Source organism: Prolinoborus fasciculus, from assembly GCF_056724605.1.
The window spans coordinates 1-15,263 of record NZ_JBWZQN010000009.1; the positions used below are offsets into that span (position 1 = coordinate 1).

At 42.1% G+C, this 15,263-nt stretch carries 11 protein-coding genes and 1 pseudogene; 7 read left to right on the forward strand and 5 right to left on the reverse strand.

Translation table 11 applies throughout. The features are described 5' to 3' along the window. Positions 1-114 precede the first annotated feature (114 nt). A complete protein-coding gene (locus AC1P5O_RS03375; protein WP_499005656.1) occupies positions 115-543 on the reverse strand; it encodes a hypothetical protein in 429 nt (142 codons plus the stop codon). 19 nt (positions 544-562) lie between these two features. Then, positions 563-1,651, reverse strand: coding sequence for a flavin-containing monooxygenase (locus AC1P5O_RS03380; protein ID WP_004278849.1), 1,089 nt, complete (start codon positions 1,649-1,651; stop codon positions 563-565). Positions 1,652-1,795: 144 nt separating this feature from the next. On the opposite strand from AC1P5O_RS03380, the gene AC1P5O_RS03385 reads away from it, so the two are divergent. From AC1P5O_RS03385 to AC1P5O_RS03405, 5 genes are all read left to right on the forward strand, one after another. Next, positions 1,796-2,803: a helix-turn-helix domain-containing protein gene (locus AC1P5O_RS03385; protein WP_004278848.1), complete on the forward strand. Its 1,008-nt coding sequence runs from the start codon at positions 1,796-1,798 to the stop codon at positions 2,801-2,803. Positions 2,804-2,887: 84 nt separating this feature from the next. Then, a complete protein-coding gene (zapE, locus tag AC1P5O_RS03390) occupies positions 2,888-4,039 on the forward strand; it encodes a cell division protein ZapE (RefSeq protein ID WP_004278847.1) in 1,152 nt (383 codons plus the stop codon). 367 nt (positions 4,040-4,406) lie between these two features. Next, a complete protein-coding gene (locus AC1P5O_RS03395; RefSeq protein WP_004278846.1) occupies positions 4,407-6,572 on the forward strand; it encodes a malate synthase G in 2,166 nt (721 codons plus the stop codon). A gap of 128 nt (positions 6,573-6,700) precedes the next feature. Beyond that, complete coding sequence (locus AC1P5O_RS03400) at positions 6,701-8,149, forward strand: aldehyde dehydrogenase family protein (RefSeq protein ID WP_004731470.1); 1,449 nt, start codon at positions 6,701-6,703, stop codon at positions 8,147-8,149. A 92-nt stretch (positions 8,150-8,241) separates the two neighbouring features. Further along, entirely contained in the window at positions 8,242-8,904 is a 663-nt protein-coding gene (locus AC1P5O_RS03405; RefSeq protein WP_004278844.1) for an SOS response-associated peptidase family protein, read from the forward strand. A 77-nt stretch (positions 8,905-8,981) separates the two neighbouring features. On the opposite strand, the gene AC1P5O_RS03410 is transcribed toward AC1P5O_RS03405, so the two are convergent. Next, positions 8,982-9,446 carry a MarR family winged helix-turn-helix transcriptional regulator gene (locus tag AC1P5O_RS03410; RefSeq protein WP_004278843.1) on the reverse strand — a complete coding sequence of 155 codons (465 nt, stop codon included), beginning with the start codon at positions 9,444-9,446 and terminating at the stop codon, positions 8,982-8,984. Positions 9,447-10,188: 742 nt separating this feature from the next. Between AC1P5O_RS03410 and AC1P5O_RS03415 the strand changes: the two genes are divergently transcribed. Further along, entirely contained in the window at positions 10,189-11,712 is a 1,524-nt protein-coding gene (locus tag AC1P5O_RS03415) for a TerC family protein (RefSeq protein WP_004731467.1), read from the forward strand. 570 nt (positions 11,713-12,282) lie between these two features. Further along, positions 12,283-13,030: pseudogene (locus AC1P5O_RS03420) on the forward strand (IS5 family transposase). 66 nt (positions 13,031-13,096) lie between these two features. On the opposite strand, the gene thiM reads toward AC1P5O_RS03420, so the two are convergent. Both thiM and AC1P5O_RS03430 read right to left on the reverse strand, forming a co-directional pair. Beyond that, complete coding sequence (gene thiM, locus AC1P5O_RS03425; RefSeq protein ID WP_035341034.1) at positions 13,097-13,936, reverse strand: hydroxyethylthiazole kinase; 840 nt, start codon at positions 13,934-13,936, stop codon at positions 13,097-13,099. A gap of 40 nt (positions 13,937-13,976) precedes the next feature. Then, a complete protein-coding gene (locus AC1P5O_RS03430) occupies positions 13,977-15,137 on the reverse strand; it encodes a hypothetical protein (protein WP_004278840.1) in 1,161 nt (386 codons plus the stop codon). Positions 15,138-15,263: the final 126 nt, after the last annotated feature.

Sequence of the window (15,263 nt, forward strand, 5' to 3'; positions counted from 1 at the left end):
TTGTTATAGACCGCATTTAAGTTTAAATATGAACACCCCGAATCAGATGTATGAGCAAACAAAAACCGAGCTAATTGCTTAACTCGGTTTGAAGTGGAATACTGTCAATCTATTTCAGGACAAGACAGATAATCTGTGGCATTTGGCATTTGGCATTTGGCATTTGGCATTTGGCATTTGGCATTTGGCATTTGGCTTTTTGGTTTTGAGCCAGTATTTCCAGGTATAAGTTGGCCATAAGGCAAAGTTCTTGCCACCTTCCTGCTGATACCAGTTGACACAGCCAGATTGCCACACGGTCTTTTCAAACATATGTTGCACCTGCTGATTAAATGTATCTTGTGCCTGGTCTTTAACCATAATGGCATCGCTTTGGGATTGATCGACCAGTTGCATCAATTGCAAAATATATTCAACTTGTGCCTCAATCATAAAAATGACAGAATTGTGTGCCAATAGGGTATTTGGCCCCAGTAACTGAAACAGGTTTGGAAAGTCTTTCACGCAAATTCCATAATAGCTTTCAGCACCTTGTTTCCACATTTCATTCAGTTCTACGCCATCAAGCCCGGGTACATTGAAAATTCTTCATATAGATACGTGGATCGGTAATGAATCCGGTGCCATAAATCAGACAGTCAATCGGCCGCTCTTTTCCATCTTGTGTAATGATACTGTGTTCAGTCAGTTCCTGAATCTTCTCGGTCACCAGTTCCACATTATGGCGGTTAAACGTCGGGAAGTATTTATTTGAAACCAGAATACGTTTGCAGCCCATGATGTAATCGGGAGTTAGTTTCTTGGCCAATTCAGGGTTTTTGACCTCATATTTAATGAATAGTTCTGCCAGTTTTTGGGTGAATTTCATAATGCCCGGTTTGACAATCGGTACCACACGCGATTCATTTGACCAATACAGGCGGGCACGGTGTAGCTTTCTAAACCAGTCATATTTTTTAAAGAGTTTCTTTTCAAGATTCGGGTAGGCACGTTCATCCCGAGGAATGACCCAAGCCGCAGTACGTTGCATGACATACAGTTGTTTGCATTTCGGGGCAATTTCCGGAATATATTGAATGGCGCTGCCACCTGTTCCAATCGATGCGACATTTTTGCCAGTCGGGTCATAAGTGTGATCCAATTGCGCAGAATGAAAGACTTTGCCTTGGAATTTCTCAATACCGAGAATATCTGGGATTTGCGGAATATGTAAAGGTCCGGAAGCGAATATAACAAACTGGGCTTCAAGGATACTTTGATCCTGTAGCTGTAATTGCCATAGACAGCGTTCTGCCTGGTAATGTGCTGCCAGTACTTCGGTATTTAAACGGCAAAAAGCACGCAGGTTATAATCGGTCACCAGATCCTGAATATAAGAAAATATCTCGGGTGCTTCCGCATAACGTTTGGACCAATTGCTTTTCGGTGCAAATGACAAGGAATATAAATGTGATTGCACATCACAGGCTGCTCCAGGGTACTGATTGTCCCGCCAGGTTCCGCCAAAATCGCTACCTTTTTCAAGAATAATAAAATCATAAATACCATGCTGTTGTAAACGTATTGCCATGGCAATCCCTCCGCAACCAGCTCCAATAATGGCAACTTTGGTATGAGGGGGGGAGCGTGTAGCGGTGGCATGATCTAGCATCACTACATTCCTTACTTATTTTAATATTGGATATTTATCGTAATTTGCTCCCTGGTGATTAGACAGAAAATTGATCTAAACGGCAATAGCCGACACATTATTTTTATAGTACAACTAGAGCAATCACATTGTATTTGTATGGTTATGAAACGTTCTGTTCTCAGTCTGATGTATTTGATTCAAGGGATGCGCAAGGCTGGCATGGAAGTCGATCAGAAACTGCAAAACATTGGGCTGCGTGTAGATGCCTTTGATCCAAGTTCGGTGATCCATCCGAGTCTGGAACATGATGTGCTTAAGGTGGTGGGACAGGAAATCCAACCTGAACAGGGATTATTGATTGGTCAGCATTATGCTTTGGCAGGTTATGGTCCCTTACTCATGTTGCTGGTGACCAGTCCTACAGTACGCGATGCACTGAACCAGGTGATCCGTTTTCAGCAGTTGACCCATTTGACCGGTCAGTTGGATTTGCAGCAAAGCGAGCATCATAGCGCGCTGTGTTATCGAGCAAAGCAGCAGGATGATCATTTGGGAATGTTGCTGGCACAGGCGGAGATTTCCGGAACGTTTAAGTTTATCCGGGAAATTTACAAATTGATGGGCTTATCCAAACCTGATTTGCGGATCGAGTTGCCATTTGCCTATCCAGAAGATCTGAATACCTTAAAGGTCTACCATGATTATTATGGAACACAGGTACAGTTTGATGCATCTCGGGCAGCATTCTGGTTTGATGAAGCAGTGTTGGATATTAAAATTCCTTCTGCAGATGCGGTCACTTTTGCTGTCTATGAAGCCAAATGTCTGGCTGAACTGGAACGCTTGCAACAGGATGAGCAGACGCCGACTGTGGTGCAGCGCGTGCAGGATTATCTGGAGATCCAAAGCGGCCTGATGCCGAGCATGGCTGAAACGGCACAGGCGCTGAATATCCCGGAACGAACCTTACGGCATCAGTTACAGCAGTGTGATACCAGTTATAAGCAGATTCGCGAAGAAATTATTAAAGATAAAGCTTTGCGACTGATTGAATACAAACAGTATTCGATTGAAATGATTGCAGAATTATTAGGCTATTCCGAGCCGGCTGCTTTTAACCATGCCTTTAAACGCTGGTTTGGGCAAAGTCCTCGGCAATATATAAAATAGCCTAAGCTTGTTTATGCCAAAGTGTTATAGCGTGTTGATTAAACTCCGCTATAATTAAATTGATCCCAAATAGTACGAAATTCTATGTCCGATTTTAATTCACAGCACAGCACCGCTTTTAGTCCGATTTCTCCTGCAGAACGTTATGCACAAGCGATCTCTTCGGGACAGTTTATGCCTGATGAAGCACAGGCAATGGCAGTACATGAACTGAATCGTGTGTGGCTGGAATTGATTCAGCGTTTTAAGGCATCGAAAAAAGCATTTCGCCGCTTTCGCCGTCAGACATCTCCCAAAGGCGTCTATATGTGGGGCGGAGTAGGACGTGGCAAAACCTGGCTCATGGATCAGTTTTACGATTCGATTCCGTTTCGCCGTAAAACCCGGATGCATTTTCACCATTTTATGCAGCATGTGCATCGTGAGTTAAACAAATTATCCGGACAGCGTAACCCGCTAGATATCGTGGCGGATCGGATTTATAAAGAAGCCGTCATCATCTGTTTTGATGAATTCTTTGTATCCAATGTGACGGATGCGATGATCTTGAGTGATCTGTTCCAGAAGCTGTTTGAACGCGGTATTACCTTGGTCGCGACTTCGAATATCGCACCGGACGGTTTATATAAAAACGGCATTCACCGTGACCGTTTTATGCCTACCATCGAACTGGTCAAGAAAAACTGTGTGGTATTAAATGTTGATGCCGGAGTCGATTACCGTCTACGGGTTCTAAAACAGGCACAACTGTTTAAATTCCCGTTGACCCATGATCATAAAAACTGGATTGCACAACGTTTTAGCGCTTTGACTCAGACACAGACCTGTTCTGAAGAGCCGATTATTATCAACAACCGTATTGTTGAAACCGTGTCACATACTGAAGATGTATTGTGGTGCGAGTTTTCTGAGCTGTGTTTAAAACCACGAAGCCCGGCTGATTTTATTGAAATCGCCAATATTTATAATACGGTTTTGGTCAGCAATGTGCCGCACCTGACCGATTTCCTGAATGATGGAACACGCCGTTTTATTTATCTGGTGGATGAATTTTATGACCGCGGCGTCAAGTTGCTCTTAACCTCGGAAGATAATATCGTGGATATTTACGAGGGTGAGAAACTGGCCTTTGAAATTGAACGGACCCGTTCCCGTTTGCTGGAAATGCAGTCAGATGAATACCTGAATTCTGAACATCGCCAGATTGAGAAAATCGCCTCCGTGAACGGAGAGTAAGAATAAAAGCGCTGGTTATTTACTGGCGCTTTTTTTTATAAAAATAGGTACTTAAATTATCGACAAGCCTGATCAAACATGGCTTAATCTTGATCTAAATATGATCGTGTATAACTAAAATGCATAATTTTTACTCGAAAATCTGAACTTAAGTCTAATTTCTACATTTCGAAAACTTTATACACTGTCATTAGGGTATTTAGCAGAATGATATCTATTTGTAACTGAGAAATATCAAATATGTTTATGAGGGTATTCATATTGGAAAAAATGCTCAGTATTTAGCAATGTGATAATACTATTCAGCTAGATTTTAATCGGTATACTAGAATCTCTTGTATAAAAAGTAGCAATATCAGGAAAGACAATGACTGCACGTATTCAAAAAGGCAAGTTAGCGATTGCTAAAGAACTTTACGATTTCATCGAAAATGAAGCACTACCAGGTTCTGGTTTAGACAGCGAAACATACTGGAAAAACTTTGAACAAGTCGTTGTTGATCTTAGCCCTAAAAATAAAGCACTTTTGGCTAAGCGTGATGACATTCAGGCGAAAATTGATGAATGGCACCGCAATAACACATTTGAATTACAAGCTTACAAAGCTTTCTTGACTGAAATTGGCTACTTGTTACCAGAAGTAGAAGATTTTCAAATCAGCACTGAAAATGTAGACGAAGAAATTGCAATACTGGCAGGTCCACAGTTGGTGGTACCAGTACGTAATGCACGTTACTGCTTGAACGCTGCAAACGCACGTTGGGGTTCTTTGTACGATGCACTTTACGGTTTCGATGTCATCTCTGAAGAAGATGGTGCGGAAAAAGGCAAAGGTTATAACCCGAAACGTGGTGAAAAAGTTGTCGCATTTGCCAAGAATTTCCTCGACGAAACTTTCCCACTGGCACAAGGTTCGCATGCGGACGCAACTCAATACGCAGTTGAAGCTAATGCACTGGTTGTTACCCTAAAAGACGGTTCAAAAACAACTGTGGCAGATGCGGCTAAATTCGTTGGCTACAATGGCGAAGCTTCAGCACCGACTGAAATCGTATTTAAAAATAATGGTCTGCACGCTATTGTGCAAATTGATGCCAGCAGCCCGATTGGCCAAACTGATGCCGCTGGTGTAAAAGATGTGGTTCTTGAAGCTGCGGTTACGACCATTCAGGACTTGGAAGACTCGATTGCAGCCGTTGACGCTGAAGAAAAAGTGGAAGGCTACCGTAACTGGTTAGGCCTAATGAAAGGTACTTTAGAGGAGTCTATTGAGAAAAACGGTAAAACTGTTACCCGTAAACTGAATGAAGACCGTACTTTCAAAAATGTAGAAGGTGGTGAAACTAAAGTTCACGGCCGTTCATTGATGTTGCTACGTAATGTTGGTCATTTAATGACGAACCCTGCGATTCTGGTAGATGGCGCAGAAATCTATGAAGGCATCATGGATGCATTGGTTACGCCATTATTGTCTTTTGCAGACATCAAAGGTGAAAACACCATCAAGAACTCGCGTCAAGGTTCAATGTATATCGTTAAGCCGAAAATGCATGGTCCTGAAGAAGTGGCATTTGCCGTTGAATTGTTTGAACGTGCAGAACAGGCACTCGGCTTACCTGCAAAAACTTTAAAAATCGGGATTATGGATGAAGAACGTCGTACTTCTGTGAACTTGAAGAACTGTATTGCACAAGCCAAAGATCGTACTATCTTCATCAATACAGGTTTCATGGATCGTACTGGTGACGAAATCCATACCTTTATGGAAGCTGGTCCATTCGTTCGTAAAGGCGAAGTAAAAGGCCAAATCTGGTTCCCGGCTTATGAAAACCGTAACGTGATGATTGGTCTGCAAGCAGGTTTACGTGGTAAAGCACAGATTGGTAAAGGCATGTGGCCAAAGCCAGACATGCTGCTTGACATGTACAAAACCAAAACTGAACATCCTGAAGCGGGGGCGAGCTGTGCATGGGTTCCATCACCTACAGGTGCGGTGATTCACGCGATTCACTATCACCAGATTAATGTTGCAGACCGTCAGCAAGAGCTATTGTCGACTCAACCTTTATCTCTGGATGATTTGTTGACACCGCCATTGGCGAAAGACACCAACTGGTCTGAAGAAGAAAAAACCAAAGAACTCGAAAATAACTGTCAAGGTATCTTGGGTTATGTCGTTCGTTGGGTAGATTTGGGTGTAGGTTGTTCTAAAGTGCCAGACATCAATGATGTCGGTTTAATGGAAGATCGTGCGACTCTACGTATTTCTTCACAACACGTTGCGAACTGGTTGCGTCACGGTATCGTAAGTCGTGAGCAAGTAGAAGAAGTGATGCAACGTATGGCGAAAATTGTGGATGAGCAAAATGCCAATGATCCACTGTATACGCCAATGTCTGCTGACTTTGCCAACAATATTGCGTTCCAGGCAGCATCTGACCTGATTTTTAAAGGTGGTGAGCAGCCATCAGGTTATACCGAGCCGCTTCTGCACGCAGCGCGTTTAAAGTTAAAAGGTTATACAGGTGACTAATCCTGTCTAGCTTAAAAAAGCCTCTTCGGAGGCTTTTTTATTGTCTAATGGTAAGCCGCTGTCGTTCTGACTAGAAATTTTCCAGCCGAACTCTTAAAGTGGGGCAAAGCATGCGAGGAAACAATAAAATGACAACAGTATATCAAAATTTAGATCAGCAATTTATTCATGGCCAGTGGCAAGGCGGTACTTCAACCAGAACAATAAAAAATATCAATCCCTATACCCAGAGCGAAATTTTTAGCATGGCAGCTGCCAGTTCTGTCGATGTAGACAGTGCTTATACCGCAGCAGAGCAGGCTTTTCAGCAGGGTGTTTTGAATTCCACTGAAGTACGAAAGACAGTGTTGCAAAATGTGATCACAATTATTCAGCAGCGTCGTGATGAAATCATTGACTGGCTGATTATTGAATCAGGCAGTACACGTATTAAAGCTGGCGTTGAGGTAGATGCTGCTCTGGGCATCATTCTGGAAAGTCTGGCTTTTCCAGATCAGATCCAAACTGAACAGCTGGAAAGCAAAGATCCAGCACGTAAAAGTTTAGTTTTGCGTAAGCCTTTAGGCGTGATTGCTGTCATTAGTCCATGGAACTTTCCATTTCATTTATCCTTACGCTCAGTGGCTACTGCAATTGCCTGTGGCAATACCGTTGTATTGAAGCCGGCCAGTGATACGCCGGTGACTGGCGGCACCTTAATCGGCAAGCTATTTGAAGAAGCAGGTTTGCCTGCAGGTACACTGAATATTGTTGCCGGTGCTGGCAGTGAAATCGGGGATTATTTTGTTGAGCATTCAGTGCCGAAAATGATTTCATTTACCGGTTCGACTGAAGTGGGGAAAAGTGTCGGTAGCAAAGCCTTGGCTAGTCCCCGCATCAAACGTCTGGCACTTGAACTGGGTGGCAATGCGCCTTTGGTCATTCTGGATGATGCCGATCTTGATCTAGCAGTTGAACTGACGCTGATGGGGCGTTTTATGCATCAGGGACAAATTTGCATGAGTACCAATCGGGTTATTGTCGATGCCTCTATTTATGATGCCTATGTAGATAAGCTTCTGGATCGGATCAAAATGATTCCGGTGGGTGATCCAAATCTGGAAGATACCATGATCGGTCCGATCATTAACCAGAGTCAGGTTAAAAAGCATCAACAGATCATTCAAACGGGCAGCGAGCAGGGCGCGCAACTGGTCTATGAAGGAGGAATTGAAGGGAATCTGGTTTCTCCGCATATTTTTATTGATGTTGCGGAAGATTCCGATCTGGCGCAGCAAGAAAGCTTCGGTCCGATTTTACCTATCTTAAAAGCCCGGGATGAAGCACATGCTTTAAACCTAGCCAATGCGACCGAGTTTGGCTTATCCAGTGCAGTATGTACCTCAAACATGGAGCGAGGCTGCGCGTTTGCGGCACAACTGGATATTGGGATGACACATATTAATGGCATTAGTGTTGCAGACCAGTCAAATGCACCCTTTGGTGGCGAGAAAAATTCAGGATTGGGTCGTTTTAATGGCCGCTGGATTTTTGAGGAATTTACCCGGACACATTGGTTGACTGTCCCGAATTCATAACAGTCAACACGCCTAAAACTATAGAAATACGACAGGCTTCGACTTGGCAGCACGGTATAATCTAATGGTCGAATGATTTACATATATGAGCCATGTGCGCCAATTTTAAGCCTTTAACCTTAGAGCAGTTGCATAATCTGGGATTGCCAGAAATTCCTTTTGAATATCCAGAGGAGGTTTATCCCAATTATGCTACACCGCTTTTGTTTCATTCAGCTCAAGGACTGGAATGGCGTCCTGTGAATTTTGGACTCATTCCGAAATGGGCAGAAGACAAAACTATAGGCACCAAGACCTATAACGCCAGAAATGAAACCTTACTGCAAAGGCCCACCTTCGCTGAAGCCACCGCCAAATGTCATTTTGGCGTCATTCCGGTATCGGAATTTTATGAGTCCAAATATTTTGACAATAAACCGCAGCGTTGGGGTGTAAGACGTAAAGATGGTCAGGCGACTTTTATTGCAGCTGTGTATGAGATTGCTCGGGTACAAGGTGAAATTGTACGCTCTGCCAGTATGATTACCATGGATGCAATTGACCATCCCATGATGAAGGAGTTTCATGAGCCGGGTAATATCAAACGCTCGGTTATTGTGATTCCACAGCAGCGACTGCAAGAATGGCTAACGCTAAGGCATCCGGATATTCGTAGCTTTGTAGAGGGCTTTCCGGTAGAAGATTTTGAATGCTCACATGTACCAAAAGAAAAAATCAAAAAAGTCAGTCCACAACTGAACTTTTTTGATTTTTAGAAAGCTCTGGCGAATTATTTATTATTATAAAGTATGCGCCAATTCGCCAGCGTCTATTTAAAATAAAAAGTAGGTCTTTAACGAGCTAAATTTTTGAAAATATGACGTAAACTTTCCATGGTTTTTTCAATTTGCAAAGGCGTCAGGCCTTCAAATGACTGTTCCAGTACGACATTGGTCAGATCATTGATCTTATGTGTCATTTGCATGCCTTTGTCAGTCAAAAATACTCGGGTAATCCGTGCGTCATCCTCACATGAATAGGTTTCAACCAGACCTTCGTCTTTTAAGCGGTAGACAATTTTAGTCGTGGTCGACATTTTAGAAACAACCATCTCTGACAAATCAGAAACACTGGCATGCGGTTTGGCTTTTAGTGCAAGAAGGATGCGGCGGCGGGAATTGTCAACACCATACTTTTTTAGTGCATGATCGACATTAACGACGTATTGAGCATGAACCTGAGTTACCCAATAATATGGAAAGTTTTCTAAATTAAATTCTTCCGTACACGGCAAAAATTTTGCATATTTCTTAGTCATGAAATGTTCCTTGTATTTATTTTTCTAGGGCCCGTTCATTTTATGAAAAAGTTTATGCATATTTCAACCTTTATTTTAAAAATGTTAAAGCGCTAACACTTTTTAGTTTTGCTTAACATCCCAAGGAGTTGATCAGTTCTGCATGTGAGCCTTATCTGGCGCGAAGATTGTTCTTTAAAATCGGATGAAAGGCGATAATATTTTGTATAAATTTAATTCCTCATTATGTATTTCGTGAGTAGAAATGTTTTCCAAGACTTTTTATTGTTCTTAAGCAGCCTGTCTGAATAGGTTTTAATGCAAATAATTGTATTTCAATAAATTAATCGATTTAAGAAATATAGGGTGATTGAGTGGTTTTAGTCAATATAGTAAATGATTATTTACAGCTATATTTTTAAGTGATTGTTCTTTCAATAAAAAAATAGTTTATGCTCTAATCTTTAAGTGACCTTAAAAGTAATGGTCTAATCAAACTAAATTCTGTTTATTTTTAATTCAATTTGAATAAATGATGTAGAAAAAATTAAAATTAATCAGTTTCAGCATCAATCAGTTGATCATAAAAGTCTCAATAAAATCATGATCATGTAATTTTTTTGTAAATTAATACATTACAAAATACTCAGTTTATGCATAATGGAATAGTCTTAAGTTGCATAGGTTAAATTTTAATGGATCCCTCGCCGTGCGTTGATCTTCCATCTCTATTTCTAGCTTACTCGAACGGGGTCATTCTCTAATGGAATTTTTATTAGATCCCGGAATCTGGGTAGGTTTAATTACTCTTATTATTCTTGAAATTGTTTTAGGTATTGATAACCTAGTCTTCATTGCCATTCTGGCTGAAAAACTTCCTCCTGAACAACGCGATAAAGCACGTGTTATTGGTTTGTCTCTCGCATTATTCATGCGTCTAGGCCTGTTATTTGCCATTGCCTGGTTGGTCACTTTGACACAACCATTGATTACTGTGTTTGACTGGACCTTCTCCGGTCGGGACCTGATCTTGTTATTTGGTGGCTTGTTCCTGGTGTATAAGGCCGTTACTGAGCTGCATGAAAAGATTGAAGGTAAACCTGAAGTCACAGTGTCTACCAATGTGGTATATGCAAGTTTCACTGCTGTTGTTGCACAGATTGTTGTTTTAGATGCTGTTTTCTCTTTAGATTCAGTGATTACCGCCATTGGTATGGTCGACAATATTTATGTCATGATGGCTGCCATGATTGTCGCAATGGGCGTGATGCTACTGGCATCGAAACCATTGACCAATTTTGTGAACCGTCATCCAACCGTGGTGATTCTGTGTTTAAGCTTCCTACTTTTGATTGGTATCAGTCTAATTGCAGAAGGTTTTGGTTTCCATATTCCTAAAGGCTATATCTATTCAGGTATTGGTGTTGCGATCATAATTGAAGCATTTAACCAGTTTGGTCAGCGTAATGCTGCTAAACATGAATCTAAGATTCCTTTGCGTCATCGTACGGCTGACTCGATCCTAAAGTTAATGGGTGGCAAGTTAGAGACGACAGATACTCAAAATAATGAGGCACAAGAAACCTTTGCAGATGAAGAGCGCTATATGATTGGTGGGGTACTTACCCTTGCAGAGCGTTCAGTCGCTTCGATCATGACGCCGCGCGGTCAGATTTCATGGGTTGATCTGGAAGATAGCCCAGAACAGATCCGTGAAAAAATTCTATCTGTTCCACACAGTCTGTTCCCGGTATGTCGCGGTAGCCTAGATAAGGTGATTAGCGTAGTACGTGCCAAAGAATTATTGGATGTACTGGAAGAGCCGGAAGAATTAAAAGCACTGATTAAACGTCATCGCCCAATTTATATCTTTGAAAAAATGAAAGTTATTGACGCAATCAATACCTTGCGTACCTCTAAAGGTTCTTTGGTCTTGGTGAGTGATGAGTTTGGTAATGTGCAGGGTCTGATTTCACCGCTAGATGTGTTTGAAGCAATTGCCGGTGAATTCCCGGATGCTGATGAACAGCTAGATCTAGTTAAAATCGATGATACGCACTGGATTGCATCGGGCATGTTAGATCTTTATCAGCTTGAACTGGAACTTGGCATGATTGATCTGATTGATGAAGATGCCGGTTATATCAGTGTTGCGGGTTTGATTCTGGATAAAACCAACAGTACGGTTGACGTGGGCACCGAGTTAAATTATCAAGGTGTACAGTTCAAAGTCACTGAAATTGAAAGCAATCGTATCAAGTCGGTCAGCATTCATTACGCAGGTTAAATAGGTGTTTTAAACACGTTATTTATTCAAATCTTAAAAGTCAGTTGCTTTAGTGGCAGCTGGCTTTTTTAATGCATATTTGTAAAGCTGACTTATTGAAATCAAAGTTAGCTCATTGTTTGAACTGATTTTTATTAGTCTATTCATACTATTAGTCATGTTCCCGATTGAGCTGAATATCCTAGTATTGCACTGAAATTTTAAAGCCGAAAAAGTCAAATCAGCAATCAAAAATAAGCATGATCAGGCTTTAAATATTGATTTATGTAACCTGTTAATCAAAACTTAAAAGTCATATTTAAATACTGACAAAAAATTGAACTACAATTCACATGAACTAGATTTGCGTGATGCAAACAGATCTTAAGTAAAATGGAAACCGTTTGTGTGGAAATCACTAGATAAGTTGTATAAAGCCTACTCAGTTCAGAATAAAACTACTCAAAAATGATCTCCGAAAGAGCTAGGCAGAACATTTCTAAGGAGATCAATAAAGCAAATGAGTAGGATCAATCTAGGGCCTGTCATCAATTAGCTTGAGAAAATCTAATCTGTCCTCATTATTTTTTCATGACTAAACGCTATGCATTAAGAGATGATCAGTGGGAACGGATCAAGGATCTGTTGCCTGGACGGCCGGGTACTGTTGGAGTAACCGCCAAAGACAACCGATTATTTGTTGAGGCAATACTCTATCGTTATCGTTCAGGTATTCCGTGGCGAGACTTACCCGAACGGTTCGGTGATTTTAGAGTCGTACATACCCGTTTTAGCCGTTGGGCTAAAACAGGCGTGTGGCAGAGAGTTTTTGAAGTGCTATCACATGACAGTGATAATGAATATGCCATGCTGGACTCAACCATTGTGCGCGCTCATCAACACAGTGCCGGAAAAAAAAGAACAGGCGATCGGACGCAGTAAAGGTGGCTTAAGTACCAAAATTCATGCCCGTACTGATGCTTTAGGCAACCCAACAGGATTTTATCTCACTGCCGGGCAGGCCCATGACTTGAACGGTGCCGATGTGTTACTGGACTTATCGTTAAGCCAAACATGGCTTATGGATAAAGCCTACAATTCCAGGGATCGAGTGATTGATCCGATTCATAAGATCAATGGTCAAGTCGTGATGCCATCCAAAAGTAACGCGATTGATCAGCGTGATTATGACCAACATCTTTATAAGGCAAGACATCTGATCGAGAATTTCTTCGCCAAGCTCAAGCAGTATCGAGGTATTGCTACGCGCTATGATAAATTGGCTCAAAACTTCCTGTCAGCGATCTACCTTGCCTCAATCATGATATGGCTTAATTGATGACACGCCCTAAATAGGGATGATTATCTATTAAAGAGAATAAACACCCATGAAGTGACCCGTAAACTAAATGGATTCTGGCAGAATTTTAAAGTTGGCGTATTGTCGGATTGTTTCAGTATTGAGTTGATGGATTTCATCCAGAAAGGCGACATTAAAACAGCCTAACTGTTGCGCAGGTTCAAATGCCAATTGACCGGCAATTGCAAAATGTACATGCGCAGTCAATGCAGCAAGGACGGGAGACGTTACTGCACTATATGCAGCAATCAGTGCACCGAGCGCACATCCCATCGCCGTGATTCGGGGCTGTAAAGCAGAACCGCCTGACACCTGTATCACAGGATAGTCTTTCGAAATAATGTAATCAGATTCACCGGAGATTGCGATACATTCACAATGATCCAGCAAACTTCGCGCCTGTAAATAAACATCCGCACTGTCTACTGTGCTGTCTACACCCTTGGACTCGATCTGCTTGCCAGCCAAAGCACCAATTTCAGAAGCATTGCCTCGTAAAATCGTAGGCTGGGAATGCATCAACTGATCTACGACGCCAGAACGCCAGCGCAGAACTGTTCCATAACCGACCGGATCAAGCACCCACGGTTTTTGCAATTGATGTGCAGTTTTCGCAGCAATCTGCATCGCCTGAACCTGCTCGGTAGTTGGTGTACCCAGATTCAGACTGATTGCTGCTGCAATCTTGGCAAAACTTTCAGCTTCAAAAGGATTGTCGATCATGGCCGGAGAAGCATGTGCAGCCAGTACAATATTGGCGACATAGTTGCTGGCCACCGTATTGGTCATGATATGCACCAGGGGTTGCTGTTGCTGAAGTTTCAACCAGGCTTCACAGATCTGGTCCAGAAGTGTTTGCTGTAATGCTTGCATCGAAGTAGTCATCGTGGTCATTTAGAATAGGAGAAAGATTCGTTGTATTCGGTCAGCGGGTAAAATAATGGTCTTGATGCTTGCAGCTACGACAGAACAGGCTGACATAGTCACTGGCATCATAATCCACCGACAGTTCCTGTGAGCCGCAGTGCATACAACGTTTCTGGGAATAAAATTTCAGGCGAGGTTCGATCTTGTGCCACGAACGCCACACCGGCTGAAAGAAGATATTTTCATCATAGCCCAAAAACCGATAAAACAGGATTTCGCTCATCTTGCTGAATGCCAGTTGCGGTGGACGCGGCAGGGTAGAGGTTTCCCATTTTTCTGTAACTGAACGTTCGCGGTACTGCTGCAAGGTTTTTTTCAGCAGATTGGTATTAATAAAGTTTTCATTGCGGGGCTTGAGGGCTTTTTGTTTATATAGATATTCCAGCCCGGTCTGCACCAGATAATAAATCTGACCCACAGCCAGTACATCCAAAAGACGATAGCAAAAGGTCTGAAAGCTCTGATTTCCGGCAATTTGCACATTCCAGCTACGGCAATAGAATTGGGCAAACTGAATGATTTCTTCATATAGCAGGCAATAGAGTGCATCTTTGACTTCATCTGCACTTTTAAAGGGCACACCTTGGCTCAGGTTTTGATAAAACCAGTTGCGCAGCTGCTGGGTGATACTGAACAGGGTCGGTTCAGAATAACCATCCAGTCGCACATTAATATAATAATGCTGATTTTCCTGCTGGAGATCTTTGGGAATCAGAACCTGATCCCTGATTAGGATTTTTACCAGACCATGCTGAAACAGATAGTTGGGACTGATGGAATAATATCGAATTTGATGCCAGTCAATATATTCACGGTGCTGACTATATTCCTGCACCTGTTCATCCAGAACCGAAAGTAAAAACAGCTTATTGATAAAACTGAGCTGATTCAGCTCAAGAACCGGCCGATCCTGTTTTTTATGATATTGACGGTTTTCCTGTAAACGGACTTCCTTGAGCATGCGTTTACGCTGCGCCAGACATTGTTCGCAATAACAATTGTGCTTTTGATCGGAGTAAAGCTGATGCTGGCAATGGCTGCATTCATGATAGCTCAGCTCCTGATCATATTGTTCTGCCTCAATCCAATACATCGATGCCTTACACAATGGGCAGTGAGTACTTTCATCAAGCTGTTTTTGCAGAACACTGAATACCATGGTCGCGAGCAACTCTAGAATGGAAGGGCATTTGATTATACACGGCTGATGAGATGCAAACGTAGTGGACTGGTGCAATTTTTCTAAATCAAAATTAGTCACCCAAACAAGAGAAGAGCTACCGAA